This window comes from Halobellus ruber, assembly GCF_014212355.1.
Taxonomy (GTDB): domain Archaea; phylum Halobacteriota; class Halobacteria; order Halobacteriales; family Haloferacaceae; genus Haloquadratum; species Haloquadratum rubrum.
Genome location: NZ_JACKXD010000002.1, coordinates 477,816 through 493,390 on the forward strand (window position 1 = coordinate 477,816; position 15,575 = coordinate 493,390).

17 protein-coding genes and 1 tRNA gene are annotated in these 15,575 nt (G+C 65.0%); 6 read left to right on the forward strand and 12 right to left on the reverse strand.

Translation table 11 applies throughout. The features are described from left to right. Window positions 1–86 precede the first annotated feature (86 nt). On the reverse strand, window positions 87–458 hold the full coding sequence (locus H5V44_RS07380; RefSeq protein ID WP_185192463.1) for a RidA family protein: 372 nt from the start codon (window positions 456–458) through the stop codon (window positions 87–89). 48 nt (window positions 459–506) lie between these two features. Continuing rightward, window positions 507–833 carry a DUF7526 family protein gene (locus H5V44_RS07385; protein WP_185192464.1) on the reverse strand — a complete coding sequence of 109 codons (327 nt, stop codon included), beginning with the start codon at window positions 831–833 and terminating at the stop codon, window positions 507–509. 687 nt (window positions 834–1,520) lie between these two features. Here H5V44_RS07385 and H5V44_RS07390 point away from each other — a divergent pair. The 3 genes from H5V44_RS07390 to H5V44_RS07400 all read left to right on the forward strand — a co-directional run bounded on the left by H5V44_RS07390 (window position 1,521) and on the right by H5V44_RS07400 (window position 4,066). Continuing rightward, window positions 1,521–1,697 carry a hypothetical protein gene (locus tag H5V44_RS07390; protein WP_185192465.1) on the forward strand — a complete coding sequence of 59 codons (177 nt, stop codon included), beginning with the start codon at window positions 1,521–1,523 and terminating at the stop codon, window positions 1,695–1,697. Window positions 1,698–1,763: 66 nt separating this feature from the next. Next, complete coding sequence (locus tag H5V44_RS07395) at window positions 1,764–1,967, forward strand: hypothetical protein (protein WP_185192466.1); 204 nt, start codon at window positions 1,764–1,766, stop codon at window positions 1,965–1,967. Further along, window positions 1,964–4,066 carry an AAA family ATPase gene (locus H5V44_RS07400; RefSeq protein WP_185192467.1) on the forward strand — a complete coding sequence of 701 codons (2,103 nt, stop codon included), beginning with the start codon at window positions 1,964–1,966 and terminating at the stop codon, window positions 4,064–4,066. The genes H5V44_RS07395 and H5V44_RS07400 overlap by 4 nt, the downstream gene beginning before the upstream one ends. 10 nt (window positions 4,067–4,076) lie before the next feature. On the opposite strand, the gene H5V44_RS07405 is transcribed toward H5V44_RS07400, so the two are convergent. After that, window positions 4,077–4,304 carry a hypothetical protein gene (locus H5V44_RS07405; RefSeq protein WP_185192468.1) on the reverse strand — a complete coding sequence of 76 codons (228 nt, stop codon included), beginning with the start codon at window positions 4,302–4,304 and terminating at the stop codon, window positions 4,077–4,079. 60 nt (window positions 4,305–4,364) lie between these two features. Continuing rightward, the gene (locus H5V44_RS07410; protein WP_281381246.1) at window positions 4,365–5,111 is read right to left on the reverse strand and encodes a bacteriorhodopsin; all 747 of its coding nucleotides are present in this window, start codon (window positions 5,109–5,111) and stop codon (window positions 4,365–4,367) included. A gap of 183 nt (window positions 5,112–5,294) precedes the next feature. On the opposite strand from H5V44_RS07410, the gene H5V44_RS07415 reads away from it, so the two are divergent. Both H5V44_RS07415 and H5V44_RS07420 read left to right on the forward strand, forming a co-directional pair. Next, a complete protein-coding gene (locus tag H5V44_RS07415) occupies window positions 5,295–5,624 on the forward strand; it encodes a hypothetical protein (protein ID WP_185192470.1) in 330 nt (109 codons plus the stop codon). A 764-nt stretch (window positions 5,625–6,388) separates the two neighbouring features. Continuing rightward, complete coding sequence (locus H5V44_RS07420) at window positions 6,389–6,769, forward strand: hypothetical protein (protein WP_185192471.1); 381 nt, start codon at window positions 6,389–6,391, stop codon at window positions 6,767–6,769. Window positions 6,770–7,401: 632 nt separating this feature from the next. Here H5V44_RS07420 and H5V44_RS07425 read toward each other — a convergent pair. The 4 genes from H5V44_RS07425 to H5V44_RS07440 all read right to left on the reverse strand — a co-directional run bounded on the left by H5V44_RS07425 (window position 7,402) and on the right by H5V44_RS07440 (window position 10,455). Next, window positions 7,402–8,118, reverse strand: coding sequence for an FAD-dependent oxidoreductase (locus H5V44_RS07425; protein WP_185192472.1), 717 nt, complete (start codon window positions 8,116–8,118; stop codon window positions 7,402–7,404). 848 nt (window positions 8,119–8,966) lie between these two features. Beyond that, window positions 8,967–9,145: transfer RNA gene (locus tag H5V44_RS07430), tRNA-Trp, on the reverse strand. Window positions 9,146–9,199: 54 nt separating this feature from the next. Continuing rightward, window positions 9,200–9,421 carry a DUF5795 family protein gene (locus H5V44_RS07435; protein WP_185192473.1) on the reverse strand — a complete coding sequence of 74 codons (222 nt, stop codon included), beginning with the start codon at window positions 9,419–9,421 and terminating at the stop codon, window positions 9,200–9,202. Between the two features lie 50 nt (window positions 9,422–9,471). Continuing rightward, a complete protein-coding gene (locus H5V44_RS07440) occupies window positions 9,472–10,455 on the reverse strand; it encodes a DUF5794 domain-containing protein (protein WP_185192474.1) in 984 nt (327 codons plus the stop codon). A gap of 561 nt (window positions 10,456–11,016) precedes the next feature. Between H5V44_RS07440 and guaB the strand changes: the two genes are divergently transcribed. Further along, a complete protein-coding gene (gene guaB, locus H5V44_RS07445; protein WP_185192475.1) occupies window positions 11,017–12,516 on the forward strand; it encodes an IMP dehydrogenase in 1,500 nt (499 codons plus the stop codon). A 30-nt stretch (window positions 12,517–12,546) separates the two neighbouring features. Here the strand turns inward: guaB and H5V44_RS07450 are convergent, their stop codons facing one another. The 4 genes from H5V44_RS07450 to H5V44_RS07465 form a co-directional block, all read right to left on the reverse strand. Next, window positions 12,547–13,107 (reverse strand): thioredoxin family protein, encoded by a 561-nt coding sequence (locus tag H5V44_RS07450; RefSeq protein ID WP_185192476.1) that lies wholly within the window; start codon window positions 13,105–13,107, stop codon window positions 12,547–12,549. A gap of 148 nt (window positions 13,108–13,255) precedes the next feature. Continuing rightward, entirely contained in the window at window positions 13,256–13,681 is a 426-nt protein-coding gene (locus H5V44_RS07455; protein ID WP_185192477.1) for an EamA family transporter, read from the reverse strand. Window positions 13,682–13,718: 37 nt separating this feature from the next. Further along, window positions 13,719–14,597 (reverse strand): MFS transporter, encoded by an 879-nt coding sequence (locus H5V44_RS07460; RefSeq protein ID WP_185192478.1) that lies wholly within the window; start codon window positions 14,595–14,597, stop codon window positions 13,719–13,721. An 82-nt stretch (window positions 14,598–14,679) separates the two neighbouring features. Beyond that, a complete protein-coding gene (locus H5V44_RS07465) occupies window positions 14,680–15,573 on the reverse strand; it encodes a DUF58 domain-containing protein (protein WP_185192692.1) in 894 nt (297 codons plus the stop codon). Window positions 15,574–15,575 lie beyond the last annotated feature (2 nt).

A 15,575-nucleotide genomic window follows, 5' to 3' on the forward strand; every position in this document is an offset into this window, starting at 1 on the left:
ACGGGTCCTCGCCCCGCCGGTCCAGTGCGCTTCGGGCCCGGAGTGGTCGCCGCCGCGGTCTCCCGCTTTTGTGCCGGTCGCCGCGGTCACACCACCGCGATGGCTTCGATCTCGACACGCACGTCCGCGGCCAGGCCGCCGACCTCGAACGCGCTCCGGGCGGGGTACGGCTCCGGCATCACCTCGGCGTAGGTGGCGTCCAACCCGGGGAAGTCGTCGGTGTCGACGAGGAACACTTGGACTTTGATCACGTCCGAGAGCGACGCGTCGGCTTCCGCGAGGACCGACCGGACGTTCTCGAGGGCCTGTCCGGCCTGTGGTTCGATGGTGTCGCCGACGATCGCCCCGGTGTCGGGATCGATCGGGACCTGCCCGGAGACGTAGATGCGCCCGTCGTGTCGCATCGCCGGTGAGAGTGGTGCCGATTCGACGTTCAGATCGGGTGCGATCGGTTGCATACCCTCCGCACGTCGGGCGCGGGCAAAAACCTCCCCGCGGGACGGCTTTCATCCCCCGGCGTGGCCGGAGCCGATGGTCACCGGCCCCGACGTCGTGTAGACGCCCGCGAGTTCCGTCCCGGCGACCTGGGCGGTGATCTCGTCGCCCTCCGTGATGGTCCCCTCGTCGACATCGGCAAGAATAGTCACCGGTTCGATCGGATCCCGGCGGAGGAACGCCCATAGGAGCTCCAGCAGCGACGGGGCGCCGCCGCGGCGGCAAACCAGGATCGACCGGGAGCCAACCAGCCGTTCCATCGCCGGTTCGAGGTCGTGGTCGGAGGCCTCCTCGGGGGAAACGATGTGGAGGACCTCGCCGCGAAACTGCTCCGACATCTCGGTACGTATGAATAGCACGCGTGACACTAAAACGGCCGGTTCGGGGGCAAGAGCGGCCCGGCAGCGAGATCCGTGGGTCCCCCCGCGGCGGACCGGACGGCCGACTCCAGAGGCCGGCCGGTTTCGACGGGATCCGCCCGGCAAACGACCACTCTCGGGACCACGAGGGCGACGAGGCCGGCACTCGCCGCGAGACGCTGCCGGTCCGTACCTGACGCCACGGTGGTGCGACTGATACTGTCGGTTATAACTCGGTGAAGATTTTCCACACCCCGGGTGTCGAAATCCGTCACACGATTATAGCCGACAGTATGAACCCGGGTTCCGGCCGCCGACCGGTCGGCTGCGCGTCCGGCGGCTCCGTGTTCCGAGTCCGCTCCCGCAAAGAACAAACCGGGGCGGCGCAAAGTACGGGTAACACGCCGCAGCGGTTGCCGAGCGTCGCCTCGGCGACCGCCCCCCGGAGTGAAAACGTATGTCCAACGGAGACCCACACCCGACCCGGACCCCCGCCGCGCGTCGGCGGACGCCCGCACCGATCCCGCCGGGGCCTCCCTGTCCCGCGAGACGACCGACCGCCCCCGGCGACAGCCGGCCGGAGACGGCTGCGGCGGATCGAGCCTCGACCGCCGGCCGTACGACGGACCGACCCCGACCTTCCTGCGGAGGGATCGGTCCGCGACGATGAACGGCCCGCAAGCGGTGTTCGGCGCTCACGTTGTGGGGGCGGTGCTCGTGCTGGGGTTCGGGCTCTTTGTTGGGCTCAACGGCAACTCGATCCAGATCGTCATCTTCGGGGCGATCGCGGCGATGCTCGTGGTGATGGGGCGGTACGCCAGCAGCCTCGCGGCGCGGCGGTGAACGCACGGAACCCACTATGTTCAGGAGACACGACACACACGTCCGGCCGATCCGGCAGGTGATTCGATGAGTGGCCTCCACTCCGAGGACAAGTTCCCGATAGCGGCGGCGGTCGCTACCGTTGTCGTCGCCAACGTCGTCGGTTACCTCCTCCAGGTGACGATCTATACGACGATCCTGGCGACGCCGTTCGCGATTGCGGCGTTTATGATCGTTCGGTACGCTCTGTACGGGAGTCCGCTCCCGGATGTCCTGTCGGACGGCGTATGACGCAGTCGGTCACACTCACCGCCGCGATCGACGATACGATCGAGGGATGCGCCGTCCCGTCGGCGATCGCCGACCGGCTCGGGGTCGCCGAGGACGACGTGGTCGCGCTCCGGTACGGTATCGACCGCGAGGTCGTTGCGTCCGTGCGTCCCGCCGATGACCTCGCGGGCGGAACTGTCCGTCTCGCGCCGTCGGTCGCGGACCGGCTCGATGTCGACGGCGGCGAGCGGATCGCGGTGGCCGCCGTCGACCTTGCCGACGCCGACAGCGTGACCGTCGCCCCGATCCCGCGGCTGTCGGTTCGCGGCGGGGAGGCCCTGCTCAGGGAGGCGATGGGCGACACGCCCGTGACGGAGGGCGAGACGGTGTCGGTCTCGCTGTTCGACGGGTCGCTCGACGTCCCGTTCCGGGTGCTGTCGACCGAGCCCCCGGGTCCGGTCGTCGTCGGCTCCGAAACCGAGATCGGGATCGATCCCGGCCCGGCTCCGGTCGGCACCGCGGCACACGCCACTCCGATCCCGGACTCCGCGGTCGGCGGCTACGACGAGGTCGCCGCCGAGCTGGTGTCGGCGCTCGATACCCTGTTTCAGGCCAGCGACGACGCAACCGACGCCACCGCCCGCCGGGTCGGGCTGTTACTGTCGGGTCCGCACGGCGTCGGCAAGACTCACCTCCTGCGGTACGCGGCGTGGGCCACCGACGCCACGATCAACCGGGTCAACCCCCAGCGGCTGCTGTCGGCGGGGGCGTCGGCGGCCGACGAGTACCTCCACTCGGTCGCGACGACCGCACAGGCCAGCGGCCGGGGGATCGTCCACGTCGACGCGTTCGATACGGTCGTCGAGGAGGCCGGCGCGGACACGGTGGCTGCGATCCGGTCGTGGCTCGACCGGCTGCGGACGGTGGTCGACACCGCCGTCGTGGCCGAGGTGACTGATCCCTCCGAGATTCCCTCGGACCTGCGGCAGGGCGCCCGGCTCTCGAAGTGCATCGAGGTTTCCGAGCCCGGCCGGGCGGACCGACGCGCGGTCCTCTCGACGCTGGCGGCGGGGACGCCGACCAGGTCGTCCATCGAAATCGAGTCGGTGAGCCGGCGGGCCTTCGGGTACGTCGCTGCCGACCTCGTTTCACTGTGGCTGACGACGGTCGAGTCCGCGATCGAGCGGTCCGACGGCGACCGCGTGGCCGTCTCAGAGGCCGACCTCGAACGCGGGCTCGCGGAGACCGAGCCGAGCGGGCTCGACGGAACGACGGTCGACGTGCCGACGACGACGTTCGACGACATCGGCGGCTTGGAGGAGCCGAAGCGGGAGCTGACGCGCGCCATCGAGTGGCCGCTAGTTGCCCCGGAGCTGTTCGAGGACCTCAACATCGAACCGCCCGCGGGGGTGCTCCTGTACGGCCCACCCGGGACGGGGAAGACGCTGCTCGCGCGCGCGGTTGCGTCCTCGAGCGAGGCGAACTTCGTCGCGGTCAACGGCCCGGAGCTGATGAACCGGTACGTGGGCGAGAGCGAGCGTGCGGTCCGCCGGGTGTTCGAGCGCGCGCGTTCGAACTCGCCGAGCGTGCTGTTCTTCGACGAGGTTGACGCCATCGGCGCCACCCGGACGCAGGACAGCGACTCCCCCGCGACCGAGCGCGTCGTCTCACAGCTCCTGACCGAACTCGACGGGGTCGAGGGCCGGGAGGGAATCACGGTCCTCGGGGCGACTAACCGGCCGCGGCGGCTCGACGACGCGCTACTCCGCCCGGGTCGGTTCGACCGCGTCGTGTCGGTCCCGCTTCCCGATCACGCGGCCAGGGCCGAGATCTTTCGGATCCACCTGGCGGACAAGAATACAGCGCCGTTCGATTCGGACGGGCTCGCCGAGCGGACCGACGGGTACACCGGTAGCGACATCGCCGCGGTGGTCCGGGAGGCCGGGCTGGCGGCGATCGAATCGCGGTTGGCCGACGCGTCGGACCCGCCCGCCACCGGCGACGGTCACCCGGCGATCAGGATCGAAGCCGAGCACTTGCGACACGGGCTCGACGCCGTCAGTCCCTCCCTGTCGGCCGAAGCGCGGTCGCGTTACGAGTCCTTCGACCGCTTCGAGTAGCGGGAGCGGGCTATTCGATGGTCCGCCTGCGGTGTAGCGTCAGTATCGAGACGACGACGCCCGCCAGTGCGATGGCCTCGATCCCCAAGACCAGCCAGAACGCGGGCCGGAACGCCAACCCGAACGACTGGAACAGCGGGAGCGCGAAGAGGCCGAAGATGGCGAGTCCCGTCGACAGCAGCAGCCCGGCGAGCGACTGGTAACTCAGCGAATCGGGGACGTCGTCAGCGGTACTCATACACTATTGTCGGGGGAGGCAATAAAAAACCGCGCGGATCGAAGCCGGGTGGGTCGCGGATCAGTCCGCGGCTTCGGCGTCAGCCGAGGGCGTCGGGGCGGAGCCACCACCGACGATGGCCCGACTGCGGAGCAGGATGAACCCGAACCCGATCTTCGCCGACAGGTCCAGGATCATGAACAGCAGCGTCTCGCCGTACAGGCTGAGGAGCCCGAGGCCCTCCGTCCCGACGAGCCACGCGACCGGGTAGACCGCCCACGCCACGAGGATCAGGTTCCGGAGGACTCTGAACGTCGACTGGGTGTCCTCGTCGGCGGCCGAGGCGGCCTCGCCGACGGTGACGACCAGGTAGTACAGGACGAACAGCATCGCGATGGTGCTGATCGTCCAGAAGGCGAAGCGGGCGACCGGGACCTTCATGAGCGTCGCGGCGAGGCCGGTGACGATCATGAAGGCGTCGATGGTGATGAGCGTCGCGAGGTCGCGGTTGCTAGCACCGGCCAGCAGGCCGATGTCCAGCAGCAGCAGCGGCGTCGTGAACAGCCAGTCTGCGTACCGGGCCCAGTAAACGTCGATGACCCGGCCGTTCACGAGTTCGACCTCGGTGAGGCCGAACCCGAAGAACATTGACAGATACGACGCGGCCGCGATCCCCGCGATGAGGATGGTGATGACGTAGAACTCCTCCTCTTCGGGATCCTCTACGTCCCACCCCTTGGACATGAAGTACAACATACCGAGGAGCATTCCGACTGTCCCGAGCGCGAGCCAGATGCCCTCGCCCTCGACGCCGAGCGATGCCTGCAACGTTTGTAGTTTACCTAGCACCATAACCCAGTCTATCGTTACCAGTAGTTCATATTAAAGGAACACCCAAACTAGTGGGGTGTGAGCGATCGGATGGAAAGAGATCGCCGGTCGGATCCGGGAGAGCGAACGAATCCGACTCTACCAATAGATTCAATTCATATAATTTTCTAATGGTAGAGTATGTCCGACGAGGCCCAAGCGGAGGAGACCCAGACCCGGGAGGCTGACGCCGAGACGGAGTCAACTGACGAGCAGACGAGGGCGGTGCTCGACGCCGACGCGATCGAGGACACCGAGAGCGTTGAGGACCTCGAGGAGCTGGTCAACGAGCAGCAAGAGCGCATCGAGGAACTCGAGGACCTGCTGCTCGACCTCTCGACGCGGGTGGCGGACGGGAACTCAATGGGTGTCTGTCCGGACTGCCACGGCGCGGTACTCAAAACCAGCTCCTGGTTCCGGTCGAGCAAGATCAAGTGCACGGACTGCGGGCGCGTGTTCCACGAGTACTGATACGAATCATTGTAGTCAATTACCGGTCATCGCCGACGCTGTTTCCGGCGATGACCGGCAACAATAATACGTACGAGGCGTCGACCCGGGCGACGGCGTCCGGCCGCCCCCTCGACAGCGGGGTCGCTTGACTACGCCGATCCGTCGGCACCGGGTGACCGTCGCTTCGCGTCGGGGAGATACGTCCACCGAGACGGTGTGTGAAACCACCTACGCAATTCATACTGTTGGCTATAAGTACCTGAAGATTTTCGACACCCCGGGGTGTCGAAATCCTTCACGCGACTATAGCCGACAGTATCAACATACGCCGAGCCAACCCTGTCGAGTTCTTGTAGCTCCATCCTACCTTCTAAACGAGCGTGTCACAGAAGAGTTCACAGAGCTCGCTGAATCAGCTTAGACAAATTGAAACCGCCGTATACTTGCTGCACGCTGTTCTTAGATTGTCTTAGCTGTGCCGAAAGAGAAGTTTGGCATCGCTGTTGACGAGGGAATCGTGCGAGAAGTGGATGAACTGGTCGCTGAGTGTGACGATCCCGGAGCCAGCCGCTCCGAGATCGTCGAAGCCATCCTCACAGCATTCGTTCAATCTGAAACGGACCACGTTGAACGGGTTCGAGAAATCATTATTCGGAAACGAAGAGGCACTCTCTGGCCGATTCTAAACTTCGTGCACTAAGTGCACGTACTTCTAAGCTAATAACCTACTATAAAAGTAAGTAGACTGACCATAGTGTGTGAAGAGTTCTATAACACGCTCTATGAACAGGGAATCCGTCACCGAGAAGGGCGGGAGAGAACCGCTGTTCACCACACCCACTCGCCGATTGTACGACTCAATCCTTCGCAAGGATCTCTATGCAATCACTCGGCCCTGCTGTGTCGGGACGGGCTGTCCTCACGACAGAGATCCCGACGGGTGTGATGCGACCACAAAGAAACAAGCGTCCGGCTGTCCCTCGTCGCTTTCAGCACACCCACTGCGGCGATCAGCAATCACGTATCATCTCAATCAGGACATCCCGAAGGAGAAGATTAGTGGCAGGGCGAACGTGAGCGTCAGCGTTCTCGAAACCCACTATGATGCTCGAACTGAAGATCAAAAAGCAGCCAACCGGAAGCAGGTGTTAGAAGAGCTATAGAACACCCGACGCCCTCTCATCCAGACGTGGGCGCTCCGGGTCCTGTCTGTTCTTGATTATCATCGGGGTTGCCACGATTGAGTATTGCATCGCGAACGCGCTCAAATGCTGATCTGTCTGTACGCACAATGGGTTGAGTCATACCGTATCAGCCTGTTATACACTGGCACGGTTGAGGCTTGTGGGAGCATTCTCGTTTGATTCATACTGTCGGCTATAGTCGCGTGAAGGATTTCGGCACCCCGGGGTGTCGAAAATCTTCAGGTACTTATAGCCAACAGTATCAGCACTTCGTCACAGCGCATATGGTCAGACAAACACGAGAAGCCCTTACCGAAGACACCGAAGCAGTTCTCTCTGTATTCTGTTAGGGCGCGCTATGCAAGACGGAGGGCGCGAATGTGGTACGAACTGATACTGTCGGCTATCGCCACGTGACGGATTTCGACACCCCGGGGTGTGGAAAATCTTCACGTAGTTATAGCCAATAGTATAATGCCAACGGGATAGGGATCGGTCAGCACAGGGGATCTACGGAACAGTTCTGGCTGACAGATCACGAGCACTGAATCGCCTGATCGTTGACCGGTGAACGAACCGTCGCCAGCAACGAATGAGTGCGACTTCGGATATCACGATACGTGAGCGTCTTCCCAGCCCTCGGTGTGAACGCAACTCGATGGAACGCCCAACTCGTCTAGTCGGTCTTTTGTGGCGACGACTGCCGCTGGTACCCCACACACGTAGTAATCTGCATCCTGTCCGACCGTGTTGATCACTTCGGGAAGTTGCTCTTGAATGTATCCGGTGTGGCCGTGCCACTCCTCACGAGAAAGTGAAAACCGGGTTTCAACCGATCTCGTGAGCGCGTACTGTTCAAGCAGTGACTTATACAGTAATTGATCGCGCGTTTTTTCTCCAAACATGAATACTGCCTGTGGACCGTCGTCCGCGATGTATGCCTGAAGTAACCCGATAATCGGAGTAATACCAGTGCCAGTGCCGATGAACACCGCTGGTCGGTCCGTCCGCCGGAGGGTGAGACTCCCGGTTAACTTTGGGTTCACCTGAACGACATCTCCAACCGACCGTGCATTCATATAGTCGGCTACACCGTCGGTTCCGTACGCACGGATCATCAGCCCGATCCTCGTGTCGTCGACCGCGAGGACACTATACGGTTTCACGCCGTTGTCAGTCTGAAGTGCTGTGTGCTGCCCGGCCTCACCGGTGAACGTACCCTCGTTCAGTTCTATAATATACTGCTTGCAGTCCGAACTGATTTCGGTGACGCTGGTAATAGTCGCTTTTTGGAATGATGCGATAGACAGTATAAGTACTGCACACATCTAAACCACCCGGCCCGTGGGCACGTTCTATCGGTTGGTTCAGAATCTAGATGGAGAAAATAACGCAGTTCCCGTGGTGACTACATCCTCCGTACCTTGCACGACAACCAGTACCAATACCATCAGGCCGATAGCTGCTTCACTGCATTAACTAAGAGCAACACGAGACGACTTTCTCACGACTACGACTGCGTAACTTCGCGGAGAGCAGCATCGCTTCGACCTACTGCTTGACATACGATGTGACAGGCCACTGCAAATCCGAGAACGCTCATCAGCACTCCAAGCAGGGACACTCCTCTCAAATACAGAAACCCGCCGCCGATTGCGAAATTCACTGCGGCAAGCAAGGCCGGGTACAGGGTCTGTAGGATGTGGCTTAGCATACGTCTGTGTATGTTGCCGAGGGGTTAACTAGCTGTCAAAACTCATACTGTTGGCTATAACTACGTGAAGATTTTCGACACCCCGGGGTGTCGAAATCCGTCACGGGACTATAGCCGACAGTATCAAAACACGGTTTAATGAGAAGTAGTCCCATACTTACCTCCCTGCTCAAACGCGGGAGAGCAGCCGAAGGGATTAAACATTATTGTTTGTTATATATTGGGTGACATCCAATATGATACAGCACCTGCTTGTGCTGACTGGTGTCTTAGTTTACTATTCAGGCGCTTCTGTGGTCTTTTCTGCCGGGTAAAGCTATTGGTGCTTACACGTCGTGAAACTAATCGCCAGACGCGACGGGAGACCGTTCGATGAGTGGTTGAATTGGAGTGGCGGGACGGGGGTCTTCTTTATAAGAAGGTCTACCCCGTAATGCGATTAGTAATCGTTCGCAGAACGAATGGGGTCGGAGGGATTTGAACCCCCGATCGACTGATATCTCCGGTGCGCGCCTCGGTACTCCAGAGGGTCGTCGTCGCGGCCGATGATCAGTCGGTCGCTCGGTATATCAGTCTGGAGTCTCGTCACCGGGCGCTTTGCCTCTGGAGTCAGTCGCCATACCGGGCTTGGCCACGACCCCACTGCGTCCCGGTGTATGCCGATCCGTCATAAATGGATTTCGATCGGTTCGCGGTCACCGGTCGGTGTCCGACCACGAACACTCCTGGCATTTGTACGCCGTCACGAACTCGGTCACGCTGGGCATATACCCCACCGAGAGGACGTTCTCGCCGCACTCGGGACACGCCTTTTCAGCATCCTCGATCGACTCGGCTTCGAGCGGCGGCTCCCCCTCGACCAGCTCCGCGAGCCGCTCGGGAGTGACCATCCGGCCTTCCACGACGCGATTGCTCATACCCGTCTGTCGGTGTGGAGGCTTCTAAATCCGTCGTGCCCGGGGCCGCATCAGAGCCACGGCGACCGGGAGTTGTCAGTCTCGGGGTAGCCGTATCCGACGTCACCGCCGGACTCGGCGTCCTCGGCGGCGTCGGCGTTCGACTCCGCTTCGGTGGGCTCGTCGCCGCCGGAGACCGCCTCCGACAACGACGCCAGCACCCCCGAGTCGGGGGCGACCGACGACGGGTCCGTCTCGGGGGCGGATTCGGCGGGCGCGTCGTCAGGTTCGGGGTCGGCCTCAACCGACTCGGTGTCGACGCCCCCCGCGGAGGGGTCGTACGCGAACAGCGCCGTGACCCCGAGGACGCCGAGCGCGACCGGCGCCTGCGTGGGCAACAGCCCCAGGACGTCGATCGCGAGCATCCCGAGCGCCACGGAACTCCCGAACCGGAACCGGTCGAGGTCGACCGCGCCGCGGAGCGTCGGGCCGAAGGCCGCAACCGCGAGTGCGAACCCCACGCCGACGCCGGCGGCCGCGACCGCCCGGCCGACCGTCGCGAGGTCGGGGTCGACCACGAGCGCCGCGCCGCCGAGTTCCAGGCTCGCGATCAGCCCGAGTCCGATGATGATGCTCGGCGAGGGCAGGTACTCGCCCACCTTCGCGGAGGCCGTCTTCGCGGCGACTGCGAGGATCACCAGCCCCGCGAACCGCTGGAACACCGCGAAGTTCAGCATCGTGCTCAGGGTCTCCGCGAAGAGGGCCTCGACGGCCGCAAGCGGGAGCAGCAGGGCGCCCAAAAGCAGGATCGAGGTGATCTGTTCCCGGCGGCTTCCCTCCATCTCCGCGAGGATGACGGCGACCGTCGCCGACCCGCCGAAGATCAGGAGTCCGGTTTCGAGGATCCCGAGCGGGCTGCTCAGCGCGCCCGCGATGATCAGTGCGGGGAAGATGCCGTCGACCAACGGCAGCGACATCACCGTCGCCAGGAGCCGCGTTCCGCGGCCGACGCGCTGTTCGAGCCGGAGCGCGACCGGATGTCTGGAAACGCTCATCCGGAGCTACAGGCCGTCACCATCGGCCGAACGGCGACACGGCCGGGGGCCCGACGGCATCGCGCCGCGGGCTCGGCCGGACACTCCGAGGTCGACGTCCGCGGGAACACCGTTCCCGTTTTTGGACGACTGCATCGCTGTAAATGTAAAGTTCGCGCTGAATGCGGAGGTCGGCTGACCCGCGATGCGCGATGCAGTGGGACACTCGAAGTCCATACCAGAAGATGACTCCGACTGGATATTAAACGTTGCGTGGGACGCGTGCCCACGGCACCCGACCCCCGAAGCCACGGCGCCGAAAACCGTAGGACCGTGGGATGTCCTCATACTGTTGGCTATAAGTACGTGAAGACTTTCGACACCCCGGAGTGTCGAAATCCGTCACGCGACTATAGCCGACAGTATCACGAGGCGCGGACGAACGTCCGCTTCCGGGATCGGTCGGCGGAGACTGCCGGCGGGTGCCATCGACGGGCGAGGCCGGCGGCGGCCACCCCGGAACGGCGGGACCGCCGACGGCGTTCTCGCAACGCTTTTGCCGGTCGGCTGTGGACCGTTTATATGGCGAACGACGTTCCGGATACCGAGCCGTTCTCGGAGAAGCTCCGCGTCCCGGAGGCGTTGACGTTCGACGACGTGCTGCTCCGTCCCGCCGAGAGCCGGGTCGAGCCCGACGCCGCCGACGTATCGACGCACGTCTCGAAGAACGTCCGACTCAACATCCCGATTCTCTCGGCCGCGATGGATACCGTCACCGAGGGCGAGATGGCCGTCGGAATGGCCCGCGAGGGGGGATTAGGCGTCCTTCATCGGAATATGGACGTCGAGCGGATGGTCGCCGAGATCAGCCGGGTGAAGCGCGCAGACGAACTCGTGATCCGCCGTGACGACGTAGTGACTGCGAGCCCGACCCAGACCGTCCGCGAGGTCGACGCGATGATGGAACGGGAGGGCGTCTCCGGCGCGCCCGTGGTCGACGACGACGACACCGTCCTCGGAATCATCTCCGGTACCGACATCCGGCCGTATCTCGAAGTCGGCGAGTCCGACCAGGTCCGCGAAGCGATGACCGACGAGGTCATCACCGCGCCCCGGGAGGTCGACGCCCGCGCGGCGCTGGAGTTGATGTACGACCACAAGATCGAGCGGGTCCCGATCGTCGACGGCGACGAGCGACTGGTCGGGCTGGTGACGATGCAGGGGATCCTCCAGCGCCGCGAGCACGAAAACGCCGCCCGCGACGATGACGGCCGGCTCCGCGTGGGGGTTGCGGTCGGGCCCTTCGAGACCGACCGGGCCGAAGCCGCGGACGACGCCGGCGCCGACGTGCTGTTCATCGACTGCGCGCACGCTCACAACCTCGACGTCCTCGACAGCGCCCGCGAGATCAAGCAGTCCGTCGACGCCGACGTCGTGGTCGGCAACGTCGGCACCGAGGAGGCAGCCGAGGCCGCGGTCGACTTCGCCGACGGGCTGAAGGTCGGGATCGGCCCGGGGTCGATCTGTACGACCCGCGTTGTCTCCGGCGCCGGGATGCCACAGATCACCGCGGTCGCGGAGGTCGCAGACGTGGCCGCGCCCGAGGGCGTGCCCGTGATCGCCGACGGCGGGATCCGCTACTCCGGCGACGCGATCAAGGCGATCGCTGCGGGTGCGGACGCCGTAATGTTAGGCTCGTACTTCGCCGGCACCGAGGAGGCGCCCGGCCGCGTCATCACGATGAACGGCAAGAAGTACAAACAGTACCGCGGGATGGGCTCGGTCGGCGCGATGAAGTCCGGCGGCGGCGAGCGCTACCTCAAGGAGGCAGACGAGGGCGAGGAGTTCGTCCCCGAGGGCGTCGAGGCCGCCACGCCGTACAAGGGCACGCTCGCCTCCGAACTCCACCAGCTCGTCGGCGGGATGCGCTCCGGGATGGGGTACGTCGGCGCCGCGACAATCCCCGCGTTCAAGCAGCGGTCGGAGTTCGTTCGCGTTTCCAGCGCCGGCCAGGCCGAAGGCCACCCCCACGACGTGATGATCACCGACGAGGCGCCCAACTACAGCCCCGATCGGGACTGACCGTCCGGGTTCAGGCTCGGCCGAGTCCGGCTATTCGTCCTTCCATTTGATCGAACAGCCCTGCGAGGGCGTTGCCTCGAAGGGGATCTCCTCGCCCGCAAGCACCGCCTCCACGGCCTCGCGCATCTCGTAGCGGTCGGGCGTCTCATCCGGCGACATCGCGTCGTCGAGCCGGGAGTGCAGCGCCAGCCGAAAGCTCCCGCCGTCGTTCGTAAACAGGAACGGGTCCGGGGTACAGACCGCACCGTACCTGCGTGCGACCTCCTGGGACCCGTCGCGGAGGTACGTGAACTCGACCTCGCCGTCCTCGACCCGTTCTTCCATCCGCTCGACGGAGTCGTCGGGGTAGGCCTCGGCGTCGTTGGGGTTGATCCCGACCACCGCGAGGTCGCCGTAGGCTCCGGCGAGGTGGTTCAGTTCCTCGCGCTTCGCCTCGGCGTACGGGCAGTGGTTGCAGGTGAAGACGATAAGCAGGGCGTCGTGGTCGGCGAACTCCGACAGCGCGTACGTCCCGCCGCCGGCCGCGGGCAACTCGAAGTCGGGCGCGTCGTCACCTACTGACAGCTCGGAGTCGGATTCGAGCAGAACCATACGCGAGACTACGCCGCCGACGGGCATAGACGTTGTGCGTCCGGAGGCGTCCCCGCCGTCTGACCCTCATACGGATTATTGTAACGAATTACCGGTCATCGCCGGAGACGGTGTCGCGATGACCGGTAATTGACTACAATAATCCGTATCACTCCACGCTGACCAGGTAGACCGCGACGATACCTAGCACGATTCCGGCGACCTTCCGCGCGGTCAGCGACTCGCTCAGGAACGCGATGCTGATCGCGGAACTCACCACGAGGAACATCCCGAAGATGGGCGTGACGATGGACACCGGGCCCAGGGACAGCGCGCGGTAGTACGCGAGGATCCCGACGAGGAGGAACACCCCCGCGAGGGCGACGTACTTGAACATCGGGTGAGAGACGTACGTCAGCGCCTCCTCGCGGTTGTACGCGACCACGATCACGGTGCCCGCCACGAGAATCAGGTTGGTGAAAAGCGCCGCGACGTTGCTCGGGATCCGGACCGAACCGGTGGTGGCGACGCTTATCAGCGGCGGGACGAGCGAGTAGGTGAAAAGCGCGAGCAGCGCCCACGGGAGGTAGTTCATACACGGCCTCGTCCCGCCCGGGGATTCACGGTTTCGATCAGTCGTCGGGGTCGGCCCCGACCCGGTCGGTGAGGTCGCCGCCGACGAGTATCAGCCCGCCCCGACCGCGAGCATCGCGGCGGTGAGCGCGCTCGCGGTCCCGTCCGGGAGCCCATAGCCCGTCGCGAGCAACGCCGGAGTGTACGTCCGGATCGCCCACGCCGCCGACGTGAGAGACGCGAGGACGGCGAGCCCGAGGATCCCGTCGGCCACCGCGCGTCCGCGCCAACCCGGCGAGTCGACCCGGCACCGAGCGCAGCCTCGGCCGCCCGTCGGGACGCTCGGCCAGCCCCGGCCGGGTGATCGCGTCGTCGACGCCCCGGAACCGCAGGAGACAGTACGCTGAGTACGTCGCCCCGACGGCGACGACGGTCCCGACCGCGGTCCGCCAGGACCACCCGAGCGCGGCCGTGGCGGCGACCACCGCGAACGGGGCGGCCAACCCGACGGACCCGCCGAAGGCGTGGGCGCTGTAGCCCCGACCGCGGGTCCCCTCGGTGGAGACCGCCGCCAGAAGCGGGTAGTGCGCCGGGTGGTGGCCCGCGACGCCGACGCCCACGACCACCTGCACGGCGAGCAGCCAGGCGTAGGAGGATGCGAGCGCAGTCCCCGCCGCGCCGAGCGTCCCGACCCCCAGCGAGAGTCCGAGCACCGGCGTCCGGCTGTAGGCGTCGGAGACGCAACCGAACGGAAGCTGCAGGGCGAGCACGACCGCGTTCTGGACGCCGATCGCGAGGCCGACGGCGGCGATGCTGACGTCGAACCGAGAGATGCCAGCACGCCCACAAGCGGCGCCAGCAGCACGAAATAGGCGTGGTTGACGAAGTGTGAGCCCGGCGACAAGCCAGACGACCCGGCGGCTCTGTGCGTCGGTCACGGCGTGCGATCTGCGTCGGACCGACGTATACCCGCCGGATCCCTCGAAGGGCCACCACCGGTCCCGGCCGCGTTCCCGAGTGTCACCGGCGCGGGTCGACGCGGGCGCGCTCGGCGTTCTGCCGCCAGAGCTCCGCGAAGGTCTCGAAGAACTCCGAGCCCGTGTCGACTACGGCGTGTTCGGCCCGGAGGGTCCGGGCCAGCGCCGCCACGTCGTCGACGTGCGATCGGAGTCGATCCCGGTAGGAGTCGACAGTCGAGCCCGCGAAGTACGCCCGGTGTGTCGCCCCCGTCTCCGGGTCCTCGAAGATGGTGTCGCCTGTGGCCTCGGGGTCCCGTTCAGCGGGGGCAACCGTGTGGACCAAGAGCACGTCGCTGTCGCCGAGGGCGGCTAGGCCGTCCTCGATCGCGTCGGGATCCTCGAGGAAGTCGCTCACGACGACCACGAGCGACCGCGAGGTGATCGTCCCCGCGTACGACTCTACGGCGGCACGGAAGTCGGTCCGCCCGTCGGGTTCGATTCCGGAGAGCACCTCGAGCAGTCGGAGGATCTCCCCGCGAGTCGACCGGCGGCGGTCCAGCCGTTCGACGCCGTCGTTGATCGCGGCGACGCGGAACGTGTCGTGACCCGCGGCGGCGACGTACGCGAACCCGAGCGCGACCTTCGCGGCGAACTCGAACTTGTCGGCGTCGCCCTCCCCGTAGGCCATCGACGCCGACGCGTCTACGAGGATGTGGACCGTGAGGTCGCGCTCGGCCTCGAACTGCTTGATGAAGTACTCGTCAGTCCGCGCGTGGACCCGCCAGTCGATCAGCCGAACGTCGTCGCCGGGGGTGTACCGGCGGTAGTCGCTGAACGTCAGCCCCTCTCCGACGTTCGGGGAGCGTTGCTCGCCCTGGCGGCGGGAGTCGGTCTCGCGGCGGAGCGTGGCTTCTAGCCGCGCCAGTTCCTCGAGGAAGTCGGCGTCGATCCCCATCG